Origin of the sequence: Pikeienuella sp., from assembly GCF_046290545.1 — a bacterium.
Taxonomy (GTDB): Bacteria; Pseudomonadota; Alphaproteobacteria; order Rhodobacterales; family Rhodobacteraceae; genus Pikeienuella.
Genome location: NZ_JBKAGV010000013.1, coordinates 35,699 through 51,719, shown reverse-complemented (window position 1 = coordinate 51,719; position 16,021 = coordinate 35,699). Strand labels below are relative to the sequence as shown.

Here is a 16,021-nt window from a genome sequence, read left to right as displayed (position 1 = left end):
GCGCGAGGGTGGCGTACAGGATGCCTGGACGACCGGCGGGGGCGGCGGCGCTGCTTGCGGCGCTCTCGGTCGCAAGCCTTTTCGTCGGCGCGGCCGAGCTTCGGCCCGCCGCCCTGGCGCATGACGCCGAAGCGCTCCGCCTGCTTGCGGTCAGCCGCGCGCCGAGGACCCTCGCCGCGGCGCTTGTCGGGGCCTCGCTCGGCGTCTCCGGACTGGTGATGCAGATGCTGGCGCGCAGCCGCTTCGTGGAGCCGACGACGGCGGGCGCCGGCTCCGGCGCGGCGCTCGGGATCTTGCTGACCGCCCTTCTCTGGCCCGGCGCGGGGATACTGTCCTCGATGGCCATCGCGACGCTCACGGCGCTGCTCGCCTCGGCGGGGTTCCTTCTGCTCATCCGCCGCTTGCCGCCGACCGAGACGCTTCTCATCCCCATCGTCGCCCTGATCCACGGCTCCGTGATCGGCGCGGCGGTCGCCTTTCTGGCCTATCAGGCCGATCTGCTCCAGTATCTCGACATATGGTTGAACGGCGAGTTCTCCGGCGTGATCCGGGGCCGCTACGAGCTTGTCTGGGCGGCCGGCGCGCTGGCGGCGTTGGCCTATCTCCATGCAGACCGGCTGACGGTGGCCGGGCTTGGCCGCGACGCGGCGGTCGGGCTCGGGCTCGCCCACGGGCGGATCGTCGCCGTCGGCCTTCTCATCGTCGCCGCGATCGCCGCGCTGACCGTCTCGACCGTCGGCGCGATTCCCTTCGTCGGCCTCGTCGCGCCGAACATCGCCAGCCGGCTGATGGGAGACAATATCAGGCGGACCCTGCCGTGGACCGCCTGGCTTGGCGCGGTCCTCGTCCTCGGCTCCGACCTTCTGGGGCGACTGGTGATCCACCCGCCCGAGGACACCTCGCTGTCGGTGAAGCTCGCCCGGATGAAGCCGGCGCCCCAGTTGTAGCCGGCGGCCAGCGAAAAGCCTTCGGCGCGAAAGTCGAACGGAATGAAGGGGCCGCCGCCGAAGGACGCGTCGCGCGCGTTCTCGAAGTCGCTTCGGAAGATGCTGGCTCCGGCGAAAAAGCCTGCATGCTTCACTTCGAGGCCGGCGATCACGTTCTCCGAGCGGACCGAATCCAGCCCGCCATAGGTCCAGGCCGGGTTGAAGATGAAAGGCTCGTCGAGCGCGACCCCGCCATAGACATTGGAATATCCGGCGTGAACCGTCAGGAAGCCGCCGATCTCCCAGGAGGCCGAGAGATTGCCGCTGAGCCCGGTCTCCTCGAAATCGGCGCCGTTCACCCCGGTGAACCAGATATGGTCCGCCCTGACGCCGCCGGAGAGGTCGACGGTCTCGACCGGGCTCACCCGGAGCTGCGCGTAGGCGCCTACATTGGTCGCCTTTTCGCGGAGCCGCGGCGTCGCCGGGTCTTCATAGCGCGCGACGTCATGGAAGACGTCGAACCCGGCGGTGAGCGAGTCCCCTCCACCGAGGGCGAACCGGTTCTCAACCTTGCCGTTCCAGCCGAACGCCTCACCGAGACTGCCGAACGGCTCCGGCACCTTCAACGTGACCCCGCTATAGGCAAGCGTAACGCGGGGGTCGAAGAGCCCTTGCGGCTTCGTGAGCTCGTAGTTGAGAACAAGATTCTCCCGCTTCACGTCGTATTCGCGAACCACCGGATCGGGCCGCCCGATAACCTGGCCGATATTCGCGCGGAAGGGACGGTCGGCCTCGTCGTCGATCCGTTCGCCCGACAGTTCGATCCGATGCCCGTCCGGGCTCTCATAGGCGCCCTTGAGGAGGAATGTGCGGAAATCCGTCTCCGTGCCGAAGACGCGCCGGCCCGACCCGTCCTCGAAGTCGTCCCCGACGCCGCCGCGCATGAAGGCGAGCCCCTCGAATCCCTGCGCCCGCCCAAAGACGGCGAGCCCCCCGGCGGCGACGTCGCCATTGAAGCCGAAGGAGCCGGTCGCGAAGCCCCCGAAACTGTCTCCCGGCTCGAGGAGGTCGCCCACGTCCACCGTCTCGAACACGATAGAGCCGCCGAGCGCCCCCGGCCCCGCATCCGCCGGCGCGACGCCCGGATCGACCCGCACGGACTTCAGGAGCAGCGGATCGAAGAAGTTCGTCGCGGAATGGTGGAAGATCTTCCGGTTCTGACGGGCTCCGTCCACAGTCACCGCCAGCTGGTTCTCCTCGATCCCGTTGACGTAGATCTTTTCGGCCGTCCGATGCGCGCCGCCGACGGAGACGTTGGACTCGCCGGCGAAGAGTTCCTTGGCGTCGCCCGGATCGCGCCGCTCGATGGCGGGCCGCTCGACATAGATCGAGGCGGAGCGATCCGCCGCGCCGACATCCTCGTCGGCGCTGACAGCGCCCGTGACGACGACCGGCGGCAGCGGAATCGCTCCGCCGGAGCGCACGTCCTGCGCCATTGCGGGAGCCGTCGCGGCGAGCGCGGCGATGATCGGCGGCAGCGTCACGAGACGCGCAGCCACAGGGTTTGAAGGCATCGTTTTCCCTCGGTCGATTTCTCAATTGCGCTTGGCTTGCTGCCGGGGCCTGCTGAGAAGACCGGGTGGCGTGTGACGAGCGGTCGCGTCGCGTCGCTCTGAGCTCCGGATACCGGCGCATCGCCGGAAGGTGAAGTTCAAATTTGAAGCGCGCGGCCGCTCATCGGAGGCAGGCTTGAACTATCGCCGCCAAGGAGCGGCCGCGCCCGGCCGGCGATCGCAGGAGGCTCGCGCGCTCCGCGCCGCGGCGAAGACGTTCCGGGCGCAGGGCTTTCGCCCGGCGGGAACTCGCCCTAGCCATCAGCGCCGGTTTCCGGCGAGGCGGCGACGGGCTCCGGGTCGCGAACCGGCTCGTCCGCCCTGGGCCACCGGTAATCGGCGGCCTCCCGGATGTGGCGGCGCAGCAACGCCGCCGCCCATTCGCCGTCCCTCGCCTCCGCTGCGTCAAGAATGTCGAGATGCTCCCGGCAGGACTGCAGGATCCGGTCCGCCGGAAGCTCCTCGAAAGCCGCAGCCTCCTGCATCCGGCGAAGCGCGTTCTGCTGGCGCACGGCGTCGGCGAGAAACCGGTTGCCGGAGAAGCCCGCGAGACTCTCATGGAACTCAGCGTTGATGCGGAACCATTCCTCGCCGCCGGAGACGGCGTCCGGCTGGTCCAGAACAAGGCTGTGAGCCCGGCGGATTGACGCCGCGCGATGCGCGTCCACGCGGAACGCGGGCGCCGTGAGCGCCGCGCATTCGACGATGAGGCGAAACTCGTAGCTCTCCCGATAGGCCTCATCGTCGTCGAGGCTGTCGGCGAAGCGCCAGCCATGGCCCGGAAGGCGGTGGGCCAGCCCCTCCGCCGCGAAGCGCATCAGGATCTTCCTCACCGCCCCGCGCGAGGCGCCATAGCGCGGGATGAGCTCGGCCTCCGAGACCTCGCGGGGCAGGCGCCCCAGCGCCCGGTCTCGCATGATCTCCCGGTGCAGCCGGTCCAGCGGAGACGCCGGGAGCATCTCGTCCAGCTTCACGCCCGCGAGGTCCCGCGCGACGCAGAGACCCCGCTTTGGCCCCGGAGCCAGGAGCCCGGCCTCCGCGAGGATGTCGAGCGCGCGCCCGATCGGCGACCGCGAGACGCCGAAGGCTGCGGCGAGCTCGGGCGCCGAGACCCGCGCGCCGACGGGAAGCGCCGCGTCGCGCATGCGCGCAAGGACCTTGCGCGCCAGTTCCAACTGGAGCGGACTGGCCTCCTGCTCCTTCGGCGTTTCCGGCATCGTCGGGCTCTCCTCGCTGATTGCGACAATTTCTCAGGCTGGTCGGATCGGCAAGCGCTGTCCCTCACCTGTCATTTATGCTTTTCATCGCTATAAAATGCAACTACCCTGTATCCAAAAGCAGGAGGCATCGCCATGAACGCAACCCCGCCCGCCCCGTTCCCTCTCGTCGAGATCGCCGGCGATCCCCGGGCGCGCGGCCGCGCTCACGGGGAAGGCGCGCGGGAGCGCGTTCGCCTTTCGGCGGAACACTATGTCGCCCAGCTCTCGCGGATCGGCCTGACGCGGGCCGAAGTCGCGGAGACCGCGCTCGGCTTTCTGCCGGCGCTGGACGCCTTCGCGCCCGACCTCGTGGAGGAGATGCGCGGCGTCGCCGAGGGCGCCGGGATCACGCTTGCGGATGTCACTCTGGTCAACGCCCGGACAGAAGTGCTCCAGATCGCGCAGCGGCGCTCCGGCGGGCGGGACGACGACCCCGACGGCTGCACGGGCGCCGTCGCCTTGCCGGAGACGACGGCCGACGGCGCGCTGATCCACGGTCAGAACTGGGACTGGAAGGCCGACTGCGTGGAGACCTCGGTCGTCCTCCGCATCCGCCGCACGGACGGACCGGACATCCTGACATTCACCGAGGCGGGCGGCCTCGCGCGGAGCGGGTTCAACGCCGCGGGAATCGCGATCACCGCCAACTATCTCGAATGCGACAGGGACTACCGGGCGACCGGGGTGCCGTTGCCATTCATCCGCCGCCGGGCGCTCGAGGCCGCGCATTACGCGCTGGCGATCAGGGTGGTGGCGACCACGCAGAAATCGGGCTCGAACAACATGATGCTCTCGCACCAGGCGGGCGAGGCCGTCGACCTTGAATGCGCCCCGGACGAGGCCTTCATCCTTCACCCCGAGGATGGGCTGCTCGTCCACGCCAATCACTGGCGGAGCCCGGCGGCGCTCTCGAAACTGCGGGAGACCGGCCTTGCGAGCGTTCCGGACAGCGTCTATCGCGACGAACGGGTGCGCAGGGCGCTCGCCGGGCGGCGCGGGCGGATCGACGCCGAAGCCTTCAAGGCGGCGCTCTTCGACGATTTCGGCGCGCCCTATTCGGTCTGCCGTCCGCCGCTCCGAAAGGAGAGCGGCAACCTTTCCGCCACGGTTGCGATGATCGTCATGCGCCCGTCGCTCGGCCTGATGGAAATCGCGCCCCTTCCCGCGCTGAACCGCGCCTTCACGCAGTACCGGCTGGAAATGCAGTCGGCCCCCGCCGCGGCCGCGGAATAGGCGATGGGCCGCTTTCTCATCGCGCGCGCGCTCTCCGCCATACCGACGATGCTCCTCGTCTCGATCATCGTCTTCGCGCTGATGCGCGCGATCCCGGGCGACCCGGCCAAGCTCATGCTTGGCGACCTTGCGGAGCCCGGGCAAGTGGCCGCGGCGCGCGCGGCGATGGGTCTGGACGAGCCGCTGGCGGTCCAGTTCCTGATCTGGGGCGGCGACGTGCTGTCCGGCGACCTTGGCCGGTCGATCGCGACGGGCGACCCGGTGCTGCCCGTCATCCTCGACCGCTTCGCCATCACCCTCACGGTCGCGGCGGTCGCCGTGGCGCTCGCCGCGCTGATCGCCGCCCCGGCGGGGATGATCGCCGCCTGGCGGCAGGACAGGCCCGCCGACTTCGCCGTGATCGCAGCCGCGACGCTCTCGCTTTCGATTCCGAGTTTCTGGCTCGGGCTGATCCTCCTCCTCGTGTTCGGACTGACGCTCGGCTGGGTTCCCATCGTCGGCTTCGTCCCGGTCTGGCGGGACCTCGGCGCCGGGGCGCTCTATCTCGCCCTGCCGGTGCTGACGCTCGTCCTCGCCGAATTCGGCCCGCTGGCGCGGATGACGCGGGCGAGCGCGATCGAGGTCTCTCGTCTCGAATACATCACCCATGCGCGGGCGAAGGGCCTCTCCGAACGGACAGTGATGTGGCGGCACGCCTTTCCCAACGCCTTCGCGCCGACATGGACGCTGATCGGGCTCGTTCTCGGCAGCCTGCTGGCCAACATGGCGGTGACGGAGACGGTCTTTTCGATCCCCGGTCTCGGGCGGCATCTGGTCGATGCGATCTATGCGCGGGATTATCCGGTGGTCCAGGGATGCCTGCTCTTCATCGCGGGAATCTACGTGGCGGTGAACCTCGTCGTCGATCTTCTCTATCCGCTCTTCGACCCGCGTGTGGCGGCATGACGGGGGGCCTTCGCTTCAACGCGGTTTTCGGCGGTTCGGTTGTGGGGCTTTTCGTCCTCGCGGCGATCCTCGGGCCGTTTCTTCTCGCGGTCGATCCGCTCGCCGTCAATCTGCGGGCGAGGCTTGGCGCTCCGCTCGGCGCCGCGCCCCTCGGCACGGACGAGTTCGGGCGGGACGTTCTCGCGCGGCTCGTCTATGGCGCGCGGACGAGCCTGGCCATCGCGCTTTCGACGACGGCCTTCGCGGTCTCGCTCGGCGGGGTCATCGGGCTCGCCGCCGGGTTCTTCCGGGGCTGGGTGGACCGTGCGCTGATGGTGGCGAACGATGCGCTGCTGGCGTTTCCCGGGCTGCTTCTCGCGCTCGGCTTCATGGCCGTATTCGGGGCGAGCCGGGCGGGGATCGTCGTCGCGCTCGGAATCGCCTATGCGCCGGTCGTGACGCGGGTGGTGCGGGGGGCCGTCCTCTCCCTCCGCGAGCGGGAGTTCGTGGAGGCTTCGCGCGTCATCGGAAATCCGGAATGGGTGACGATGGCGAGGCATGTCGCGCCGAACTGCGTCGCGCCGGTTCTCGTGATCGCGACGATGATGCTGGGCTGGGTCGTGCTGGCGGAAAGCGCGCTTTCCTTCCTCGGCCTCGGCGTGCCGCCGCCGGCGCCGAGCTGGGGCAACATGCTGGCGACGGGGCGGCCCTGGCTCGCCCAGGCGCCGCATCTGATCCTCCTCCCGGGGCTGTGCATCTGCCTGACGCTCCTTGGCGTGAACCTGCTCGGGGATGCGCTGCGGGACCGGCTCGACCCGCGGATGCGGACGTGACGGCTCCGTGCCTTGCGGCGGAACGGCTGACCGTGACGGTCGGCCCGTCCGGCCCCGCGGTGGTGGACGCCGTCTCCTTCTCCGTCCCGCCAGGGGGGAAGCTGGCGCTGGTCGGGGAATCCGGATCGGGGAAGACGATGGCGGCGCGGGCCGTGCTCGGGCTCCTCCCGCCCCCGCTCGGCATCGCCGCGGGCTCGAGGATCGATTTCTGCGGACGGGATCTCGCCGCCCTGCCGGAGGCGGGTTTGCGCGGCGTTCGCGGCGGGGAGATCGGCATGGTGTTCCAGGAGCCGATGGTCTCCCTCAATCCGGCGATCACCGTCGGCGAGCAGATGGCCGAAGGGCTGCGGCTGCATCGCCGCCTCTCCGCCGCGGAGATCAGGGACCGTTGCCTCGCCATGCTCGAGCGCATCCGGATCGCCAACCCCGCCGCCTGCCTCCGCTCATATCCGCACGAGTTTTCCGGCGGCATGCGCCAGCGGATCATGCTCGCCTCCGTCATGCTGCTGAAGCCGAAGCTCCTGATCGCGGACGAGCCGACCACAGCGCTCGACACGCTCGTCCAGCGGGAAGTGCTGGACGCGATGAGCGCGCTGACCGAGGAGGAAGGGACCGCGCTCCTTCTCATCAGCCACGACCTCGGCATGGTCGCGCATTATGTCCACGATGTCGCCGTCATGCGCCTCGGCCGCATCGTGGAGGCCGGACCGGCGCGGAGCGTCCTCACCGCGCCGCGGGACGCATACACGAAGAGCCTCGTCGACGCGCTGCCGCAGCGCCGCCCCGCTCGGCGCGCGGGAGCGTTCGGGGAGGCGGTGGCGGAGCTTCGCGGGGTCGAGGTGACCTATCCCGGGAGGCGCCGGCTCTTCGGCGCGGCCCCGGCGAAGCAGGCGGTGCGCGGCGTCGACCTCTCTGTCCGGCGCGGGGAGATCGTCGCCCTGGTCGGCGGCTCGGGGTCGGGGAAGACGACGCTCGGCCGCGCCGTCGTGGGGCTCACGCCGCTCTCCGGCGGTGAAATCCGCCTCTTCGGCCGGAACGTCGACTGGCGCGCCGCGTCCGGCAGGACGCTTCGCGGCGACGTGCAGATGGTGTTCCAGGATCCGTTCTCTTCACTCGATCCCCGACAGAGCGTCGGTTCTATCGTCGAGGAACCTCTCAGGCTCGACCGGGGACTATCTCCCGCGGAGCGCCGGAGGCGGGCCGCGGAAACGCTGGAGGAGGTCGGCCTCGGCGCAGATTTCTCGCCGCGCCTGCCGCATCAGCTTTCGGGCGGTCAGCGCCAGCGGGTCGCCATCGCCCGCGCCATGGTCCGCCGCCCCGCCTTCATCGTGGCGGACGAGCCCGTCTCCGCTCTCGACATGACCGTGCAGAAGCAGATTCTCGCCCTGATCCGCAGCCTGCAGGAACGACGCGGCTTCGCCTGCCTGTTCATCAGCCACGACCTCGGCGCGGTGGAGGAGGTCGCTGATCGGGTCGCGGTGATGAACGACGGAAGGATCGTCGAGGAAGGGTCGCGCGACGCCGTCTACGACGCCCCCCGCGATGCCTATACCCGCGCGCTCCTCGCCGCGTCGATGCGGCTCGCGCGGCATGCGGAAACGGCTGCGTCGTGAGCTGGGGCGGCGATTTCCCGGTCGAGGCATGGGCCGGCGCTCCCGGCTTCTACGAGCGTGGGCCGACTCCCTGTTTCACCTCCCGGTTCGACCCGCGCATCTCCTTTTGCCTCCATGTCCCGGCCGCCCCGGAGCGGATCGCGGCCTTCGTCCACGGGACGGGGCGCGGCGCCGAAACGGTCCGGGACGCCGTCGCCGCATTCGCGGAGGCGACGGCTACGCTTGTGCTCGCCCCGCTGTTTCCGGCCGGGATCGAGGAGCCCGGCGCGCTCTCCGGCTACAAGCGGCTGCGGAGCCGGGCCCTCGCCTACGACCTCGCGCTGATCGACATGATCGACGAGGTCTCGGAACGGTTCGGCGTGCAGGAGCGGCGCGTTCTCATGCACGGCTTCTCCGGCGGCGGGCACTTCGCGCACCGGTTCCTCTTCGCGCATCCCGAACGGCTGCTCGCCTGCTCGGTCGGCGCCCCGGGCGTCGTCACCCGGCTTGACGAAGGGGCGGCCTGGCCGATCGGTCTCAAGGGGTTCGAAGCGATTTTCGGGCGGTCTCCGGACCTCGCCGCTATCGCGCGCGTTCCCGTCCAGCTGGTGATCGGCGCGGAGGACCGCGAGACGTGGGAGATCGCGCTCCGCCCCGGAGACGGCTGGTGGGCGCCCGGAGCCGAATGGCAGGCCCGATCCGACCGGATAGTCCGAATCGCCGGGCTGCGCGCCGATCTTGATGCGCTCGGCTGCCGCATCCGCTACGATGAGGTTTCCGGCGTCGCGCATGACGGGAGCGCGCTTGTCCCCTCCGTCCTGCGCTTCTTCGAAGACATCCTTGCGGAGGAATAGGGCTTGGAGATCATCGGTCGCGTAGCCGCGCTCTGGCGGCATCCGGTCAGCTCGATGGGCGGCGAGCCGCTCGAGACGGCGCGGCTCGGGCCGGGCGGGATCGAGGGGGATCGGATCTGGGGCGTCGCGGACGCGGAAGGCGTGGCGGCGCCGGAGAAGATCCGGCGCTGGCTCGGGCTCCCCTCGATGCGCGCCCGGCTTGGCCTCGCCGGGCCGGAAGTCGAGACCGCTCCCGGCAAGTGGGCTCCGGCCGGATCGGCGGAGGCTGCGGCGGCGGTTTCAGGGTTGATCGGCGCCCCCGCGAGGCTCCTTCCGCATTGCAGCCCGGACCGGACGGAGGAAGGCCGGATCGCGCCGCGCTACGTGCGAAACGATCTTCATCTGCTCTCGACCGCATCGCTCCGCGCGCTCGCAGCGCTGACGCCCGGAGCCGCCGCCGAGGATGTGCGGAGGTTCCGGCCCAACCTCGTCGTCGAAACGAGGGAGGGAATCGAAGGTTTCTTCGAACAGGGCCTCGCCGGCCGCAGGGTCGTGATCGGCGCGGCGGAGATCGAGATCGAGGCGCCATGCATGCGCTGCGCCTTCACCGGGCTCGGCCAGTCCCTCCGGGATGCGGAATTGCCGTTCGAGCCGAAGATCGTCCACGCCATTTCGGCGAAGGGCGGCGGTGCGTTCGGCGCCCTCTGCGGCGTAAGGCGCGGCGGCGAGATCCGTATCGGCGATCCGGTCACGCTTCTTCCCGCATGAGCGCCGCGACCTCCGCCGCGCCGTCCGCCGCGAGCGCGGCGATCACGTTCGTTCGCTCGCCCGGCGGCTTCGTCTGGCTCAGCTTCATTGCGCCTTCCACTCTCTCGATCCGCAACCTGAAAGCCCGGATATGCGGCGACAGCGCAGCCACTCGCGCAGGGTCCGCCTCCGCCATGGACCACGGGTCGCGCCGCCTCCGCTCCATGACATGGATCGCGCGCGCGAGGACCGCCCGCGCGTCGGCTACATCGTCCAGCGGCGTGAGCGGCCCGCGCGCCTGGACGGCGACGTAGTTCCAGGTCGGCAGGTCCGGCTTCCCGAGATAGCTCCGCGGAGAGACGTAGGCGTCGGGGCCAGAGAAGATCGCGAGGGCGGGGCCGGCGAGCGTGGCCGCCTGCGGATTGCGTCTTGCGATATGGCCCACCAGCCTCGTCTCACCGGGATCGTCCGTTTCGAAGACCAGCGGCGTCGCCGTCGCCAAGGGGCCGGCGGGCCCGCTTGTGACGACCTGCGCGAAAGGGTGTGCGACGATCCACGCCCTGAGCCGCGCCGGCGCGGGCGCATAGGCGGGCGGGACATGCATAAAAGGCTCTTCGCCTGCCGGCGCGTCGTTCCGCATCGCTGGTCCTTTCGGGATTAATGCACTATGTTTGACTATAGTGCATATTTGAAAGGCCGCCAGATGAAAATCGACCCGCCGCAGGACCCGCGCGAGGATGAAAGCCTCGATCCCGAGATCCGCGCCATGCTCGCGCTTGCGCTCTCGCAACCCGGAGGCGGCGTCGGCGATCTGCCGCTCGATGAAGCCAGGGCGGCCTATCGGAGCCGCTATCGTTCGCGGGGAATCGTCGTCGATCGCGAAGTCCGCGCCGAGGATGTCGAGATTCCGGGCCCTGCCGGCGCGATGAGAGCGCGGCTCTACCGGGCGCCGCAAGGCGGAGGAGGGCGTCTCACGCTCTATCTGCATGGCGGCGGCTACATGTTGGGCGATATCGAGGCCTATGATGCGCAGTCGCGAATGATCGCCGCGCTTTCCGGGGCGGATCTCCTGTTTCCCGAATACCGGTTGGCGCCGGAGCATCCGTTCCCCGCTGCGGCGAACGATGCCGGGGAGGCGGCGCGCTGGCTCGTCGCAAATGCCGGCCGTCTTGGCGCGGACCCGGCGCGCATCGTCGCTGCGGGCGACAGCGCCGGCGCCGCGCTCGCCATCGCCGCTTCCCGCGCCGGCGCGCCCTTCCGCGCGCTCCTTCTTCTCTATCCGGCGGCGGATTTCCGCCCTTTCGCGGGCTCTGCGTCCTGGCCCTCGCTGGATCGCTTCGGGCGCGGCTATTTTCTGGATCGCAGCCTGATGGAACTCTTCGCGCGGCGTTATCTTGCCGGCGCCGGCGTCGCGGAGGACCCGCGCGCCTCTCCGATCCTCGCGCCTGATCTCGGGAGCCTCCCGCCGACCCGGATCATCGTGCCGAGCCACGATCCTCTCCGCGACATGGGCGAGGCGCTCGGCGCGCGCATCCGGGAGGCGGGGGGCGACGCGAAGGTCCGGAGGATGGAGGGGATGGTCCACAATTTCATGGGACATGCCGGCGTCTCCGCTGGCGCGCGGCGCGCGTTCATCGAGGTGGCCTCGACGCTCCGGGGCCTCTTCGACTGAGAGGCCGGAATGATTTGGGGGCGAGCCGAAGCCGGCCCGCCCCCCAACATGCGCCTGCGGTCAGTTCCTGGAAACGCCCCAGGCGCGGGTCTTGTCCGCCGGCCAGACGGCGTAGCCCTCGATGCCGGGCCGCACCGCGTCCACAACCGGTTCATAGTAGACGCCAAGAATCGGCACATCCTCGGCCATCAGCTTGTGTATCTCCTTGAACAGCGCCTGCCGCTTCGCGAAGTCGGTCTCCTTCGTCGACTCGATGTAGAGCTGATAGGCGGCGTCATTCTGCCATTGCCGGGTCGGCGTCTTGGTCTTGTCGCCGATCAGCACGCCATACATCTGCGCCGGATCGAGGCGGGCGGAGTATCCGAAGCTCTGCATCTGGAACGTCCCGGCCAGGTAGTTGTCGAGCTGCGCCGCCCAGTCCAGCACTTCAAGCTCGACATTGAACCCGGCCGCCGCGAGCATGGCCTGCGCCAGCACGGAATTCTCGTACATCCCCTGATAGCGGGTGTTCGTCTGGAGCTTGATCGGCTGGCCCGCGTAGCCGGCCTCCGCCGCCAGCGCCCTCGCCTTCGCCGGGTCGTATTCCGGCCAGGCCAGGAAATCCTCGTCGAAATAGGCGCTGGCCTGCGCGACCGCGGAGGGGTTGAACTGCGCCTGCCCGGCGCTCCGCACGTCCGCGATCTCGGAGAAGTCGATGGCGTGCGCGATGGCGCGGCGCATTCGCGGGTCCGACAGGAGCGGGTCCAGCGTCTGGATCAGGAGCGGTGTGAAGGAAAGGCCGGGCACGGAGGTCACGGTCAGCCCCTTGCCCCTGAATTCCTCGATCCGGTCGGGCGCGATTCCGGGCAGGATGTCGATCTGCCCGGCTTCGAGCGCGGCCTCCGCCGTGGCGGAATCAGGCACGATGAGGAAGGTCACGCCATCGACCTTCGCCGTCCTGTCTCCGGCGTAGCCGCTCGCCGGCTCGGAGAGCGCGCGATAGCCCTCGAACCGCGCGAGCCGCACGGCCTGGCCCTTCTCCCACGCTTCCAGCGTGAAGGGCCCCGAGCCGATCGCCGCCTCGGCGTTCCAGGTCCCGTCCGGATTCGCGTTCGCCGGGCTCGCAATCCACCCGTTGCACTGGATGTTGGCGAGCTGGCGGAGAAACAGCGCGTTGGGTTCATTGATCCGGAAGATCACCGTGCGCGGGTCCGGCGTCTCCACCGCCTCGACCTTCAGCCCCTGAGCGCCGTCGAAGAACGGGATGCAGAACCAGCCGCTGTCGGCCATCATCCGCCGGTCCCAGTTCCATTTCACGTCAGCAGACGTCACCGGCTCCCCGTTATGGAAAGTCGCGCCCTCGCGGAGCGTGAACGTGTAGACGCGCCCGTCATCGGAGACAGTCCAGCTTTCGGCGAGGAGCGGGCCGATCGATAGATCGTCGCGGAACGCCACCAGCGTCTCGAAGATGTGGTGAAGCACGGTGTCCGTGTTGGCGTCGCGGTTGATCCCGTCAGTCCCGCGGATATCCGCGTTCATCCGGACCGTCAGGGTCTCCGCCCCTGCGGCCCCCGCCGAAAGCGCCAGGGCGCCGGCGAGCAGCGCAGGCCAACTATAGTTTGGTCTCATTGTCGTCTCCCTGTTTGTCTTCATTTCGTCTCACCCCCCGGCGCGAAGCCGCGCGAGCTGTTCGGCGAAGAAGCGCTGGGCGAGGGGAATGAGCGGCCTGTCGTCATGGGCCGTTCCCGGCGCCGTCTCGACCGCAACCTCGACGCCGGCGGCGGCGAGGCTCTCGCCAAGCGCGCGGATGCGCGACACGCGGTCCGGGCCGGCGAGGTCCGCGCCCTTCATCCACCAGGGGTCCCCCGGCCCGATCGTGATTTCCCAGGTCTCCCGGTCCTCTTCGCCGACCAGAAGCCGGACCGGAACTTCGCGGATCCGCGCGAAATCGAGACTCTTGTCGAACCGCGCCTCGAAATCACGAACGCCAACCCAGAAGTCATGGCTCTCGTCGAGCAGCGTGACGACGCCCGGCGCCGCGACCGCCGCCGTAAGCAGGCGCTCGGGATGGAGATACAGGAAGCGATGGGTGAAATGGGCCCCGCCGGAGAAGCCGTACATCAGCACGCGCTCCCCTGCGATACGCCATTTCTCCGCGGCCTCGTCGATCATCGACAGTAGCGCCAGATCGTAGGAGATGCCCGGAGCACGAAGCATTTTGTAGGTTGATAAGTCTCCCGGAAAGCAGAGATTCGCCGGAAAGAGCGGGCACAGGACGATGACCTGCTCCTGATCCGCAAAGCGCGAGAAGGCGGAGCGGTAGGCGAGCATTCCACGCTCGGTGCCGTGAACGACAACGGCCAGCGGATAGCGAACGTCGCCGGATTCCGAATAACTCTCAGGAATATAGGCGCACCATGCGAGGCGTTGATCGCCCTGTGCGGCGTAGACGGTGGTCGCGCCGAAGTCATAGTAGCTAAGGCGCTCGCCGTGGCCTGGACGGTTTCTCATGGGGCGCGGTTTCCCTGTTCATCCTCAGATTATAGCATTTTGCTTTAATGAAAAGCATAAATTGACGCATTGCGCCTCGCTGGCGGAACGTCGCTTTCTCGTCGCTGCGCCTCGGCGCGCATTCGGTGCGGCTCGTCGATGCGCATGCGCGGGCGATGGGCCTAGAGCCCGCCGAATGGTGGCGTGGCCGGGGTGCGAGACGTATTCGGCGGCATGCGCTTCGACGGCGTCCGCCGAGCGCCGGCGGAAGGGTTCCAGAGACCCGGCCAAGACCCGAGGGGCGGATGAAGGACACCGTCCCCGCGATGGCGCCGCAGTCGATTGCTTTATGTGATAACATATCATACCCAGAACGCGCCTCACGATGCTCCCCTATCAGGACATGACATGCGCCGCAGTCTCGCCCCCAAGCTCGCCCTCCTCCTCATCGGTTTCGCCTCGCCTTTGCACGCCGCCGGCGACGGGAGCCTCGACGTCGCCGCGCCTTTCGAGATCGTCTCGGCCGATCCGACGACGAGCGGTTCGATCTTCACGCGGATGTCGATCGCGGAGACGCTGGTGGAGGTCGGGCCGGACGGCGCGCTGATCCCGGGCCTGGCGACAGGCTGGGAAGTCTCGGAAGACGGGCTTCTCTGGCGCTTCGCGATCCGGGAGGGCGTGCGCTTCCATGACGGGACGCCGCTTGACGCGGAGGCGGCGGCGAACGCGCTGCGGATCGCGCTTGCGAAGCCGGGGCTCCTCGACCGCGCCGGGGTGGCCGGGATAGAGGCGGAGGGCGACGCGGTCACGGTGCGCCTCGCCTCGCCGCTCTCCGCCCTCCCGGCCTTCCTCGCCGAGTACCGCGCGCAGATCCTCGCCCCCGCCTCCTACGGGCCGGACGGGACGGCGACCGCGGTGATCGGCACGGGGCCCTACCGGGTCACTTCGATGGAGCCGCCGCTAAAGCTGAACGCCGAAGCTTTCCCGGGGTATTGGGGAGCGCCGCCGGCGATCCCGAAGGCGAGCTACCTTTCGGTCAGCCGGGCGGAGACGCGGGCGCTGATGGCGGAATCGGGCGATGCGGATTTCGTCTACAATCTCGATCCGGCCTCCGTCTCCCGCCTCTCCGGGTCTGACGAGGTGACGGTTCTCACCGCGCCGATCCCGCGCTCGCTCCTTCTCAAGGTCAACGCCGCGCATCCGGCGATGAATGCGCCCGAGGCGCGGCGCGCGCTCTCGCTGGCGATCGACCGCGCCGGCCTCGCGCAGGCCGTGCTTCGCTATCCCGAAGGCGCGACGCAGCTCTTCCCGCCGGCCGTGGACGGCTGGCACGACGACGCGCTCCCGCCGCTCGCCTACGACCCCGAGGAGGCGAAGGCGATCCTCGCCGGGCTGGGCTGGACGGCGGGCGCGGACGGAATGCTGGAGCGGGACGGACAGCGCTTCGCGCTGACGCTGACGACCTATCCGGACCGGCCCGAGCTTCCGCTCGTCGCCGCCGTGCTGGAGCAGCAGTTCCGTCAGGTCGGCGTCGCGCTCTCCATCGACTCGACCAATTCCTCCGAGATTCCCGCCCGCCACGCTTCCGGCGCGCTCGATCTCGGCCTCCTCGCCCGCAACTTCGCGCTCGTGCCCGACCCGATCGGGACCGTGATGCAGGATTACGCGCCCACCGGCGACTGGGGGGCGATGGGATGGGAGAACGCGGAGTTCGTCGCGCTCGCCGGCGCCATCGCCCGCGGCGAGGCTGCGCCGGCGGCGCGGGCGGAGGCGGCGGCGATCCTGCAGGCGGAGCTGCCCGTCATCCCCATCGCCTGGTACCGGCAGAGCCTCGCCGTCTCGAAGGCGGTGAAGGGCGGCGTGATCGACCCCTGGGAGCGGACCTTCGGCCTGCCTTCCATCGCCTGGGCGGAGTGACGG

The 16,021-nt window shown here is 69.5% G+C and carries 13 protein-coding genes and 1 pseudogene; 9 read left to right on the top strand and 5 right to left on the bottom strand.

From position 1 onward, the window contains the following. Window positions 1-20 precede the first annotated feature (20 nt). Entirely contained in the window at window positions 21-947 is a 927-nt protein-coding gene (locus ACE37J_RS11190) for an iron chelate uptake ABC transporter family permease subunit (RefSeq protein ID WP_409711333.1), read from the top strand. Here ACE37J_RS11190 and ACE37J_RS11185 read toward each other — a convergent pair. Together ACE37J_RS11185 and ACE37J_RS11180 are read right to left on the bottom strand one after the other, a co-directional pair. Further along, window positions 923-2,422: pseudogene (locus tag ACE37J_RS11185) on the bottom strand (TonB-dependent receptor plug domain-containing protein); the annotation flags it as partial. The gene ACE37J_RS11190 and the pseudogene ACE37J_RS11185 sit on opposite strands and share 25 nt — an antisense overlap. 371 nt (window positions 2,423-2,793) lie before the next feature. After that, window positions 2,794-3,756, bottom strand: a complete 963-nt coding sequence (locus tag ACE37J_RS11180) for an FCD domain-containing protein (protein WP_409711332.1) — start codon at window positions 3,754-3,756, stop codon at window positions 2,794-2,796. Window positions 3,757-3,891: 135 nt separating this feature from the next. Between ACE37J_RS11180 and ACE37J_RS11175 the strand changes: the two genes are divergently transcribed. From ACE37J_RS11175 to ACE37J_RS11150, 6 genes are read left to right on the top strand one after another with little or no spacing between them, the layout of a single operon-like run. Continuing rightward, window positions 3,892-5,031 (top strand): C45 family autoproteolytic acyltransferase/hydolase, encoded by a 1,140-nt coding sequence (locus ACE37J_RS11175; protein ID WP_409711331.1) that lies wholly within the window; start codon window positions 3,892-3,894, stop codon window positions 5,029-5,031. A 3-nt stretch (window positions 5,032-5,034) separates the two neighbouring features. Continuing rightward, complete coding sequence (locus ACE37J_RS11170) at window positions 5,035-5,976, top strand: ABC transporter permease (protein ID WP_409711330.1); 942 nt, start codon at window positions 5,035-5,037, stop codon at window positions 5,974-5,976. Continuing rightward, on the top strand, window positions 5,973-6,788 hold the full coding sequence (locus ACE37J_RS11165) for an ABC transporter permease (RefSeq protein WP_409711329.1): 816 nt from the start codon (window positions 5,973-5,975) through the stop codon (window positions 6,786-6,788). The genes ACE37J_RS11170 and ACE37J_RS11165 overlap by 4 nt, the downstream gene beginning before the upstream one ends. Further along, window positions 6,785-8,401, top strand: a complete 1,617-nt coding sequence (locus ACE37J_RS11160) for a dipeptide ABC transporter ATP-binding protein (protein WP_409711328.1) — start codon at window positions 6,785-6,787, stop codon at window positions 8,399-8,401. Before ACE37J_RS11165 ends, ACE37J_RS11160 begins: the two co-directional genes overlap by 4 nt. Next, window positions 8,398-9,234, top strand: coding sequence for an alpha/beta hydrolase (locus ACE37J_RS11155; protein WP_409711327.1), 837 nt, complete (start codon window positions 8,398-8,400; stop codon window positions 9,232-9,234). The genes ACE37J_RS11160 and ACE37J_RS11155 overlap by 4 nt, the downstream gene beginning before the upstream one ends. A gap of 3 nt (window positions 9,235-9,237) precedes the next feature. Beyond that, window positions 9,238-9,981, top strand: a complete 744-nt coding sequence (locus tag ACE37J_RS11150; RefSeq protein ID WP_409711326.1) for an MOSC domain-containing protein — start codon at window positions 9,238-9,240, stop codon at window positions 9,979-9,981. Here the strand turns inward: ACE37J_RS11150 and ACE37J_RS11145 are convergent. Beyond that, window positions 9,962-10,564, bottom strand: a complete 603-nt coding sequence (locus ACE37J_RS11145) for an FMN-binding negative transcriptional regulator (RefSeq protein ID WP_409711325.1) — start codon at window positions 10,562-10,564, stop codon at window positions 9,962-9,964. The genes ACE37J_RS11150 and ACE37J_RS11145 overlap by 20 nt on opposite strands. A gap of 99 nt (window positions 10,565-10,663) precedes the next feature. On the opposite strand from ACE37J_RS11145, the gene ACE37J_RS11140 reads away from it, so the two are divergent. Continuing rightward, window positions 10,664-11,632, top strand: a complete 969-nt coding sequence (locus ACE37J_RS11140) for an alpha/beta hydrolase (RefSeq protein ID WP_409711323.1) — start codon at window positions 10,664-10,666, stop codon at window positions 11,630-11,632. A gap of 60 nt (window positions 11,633-11,692) precedes the next feature. Here ACE37J_RS11140 and ACE37J_RS11135 read toward each other — a convergent pair whose 3' ends face one another. Next, window positions 11,693-13,240: an ABC transporter substrate-binding protein gene (locus ACE37J_RS11135; RefSeq protein ID WP_409711321.1), complete on the bottom strand. Its 1,548-nt coding sequence runs from the start codon at window positions 13,238-13,240 to the stop codon at window positions 11,693-11,695. A 30-nt stretch (window positions 13,241-13,270) separates the two neighbouring features. Further along, window positions 13,271-14,122 carry an alpha/beta hydrolase gene (locus ACE37J_RS11130; RefSeq protein WP_409711319.1) on the bottom strand — a complete coding sequence of 284 codons (852 nt, stop codon included), beginning with the start codon at window positions 14,120-14,122 and terminating at the stop codon, window positions 13,271-13,273. Window positions 14,123-14,509: 387 nt separating this feature from the next. On the opposite strand from ACE37J_RS11130, the gene ACE37J_RS11125 reads away from it, so the two are divergent. Further along, the gene (locus ACE37J_RS11125) at window positions 14,510-16,018 is read left to right on the top strand and encodes an ABC transporter substrate-binding protein (protein ID WP_409711317.1); all 1,509 of its coding nucleotides are present in this window, start codon (window positions 14,510-14,512) and stop codon (window positions 16,016-16,018) included. Window positions 16,019-16,021: the final 3 nt, after the last annotated feature.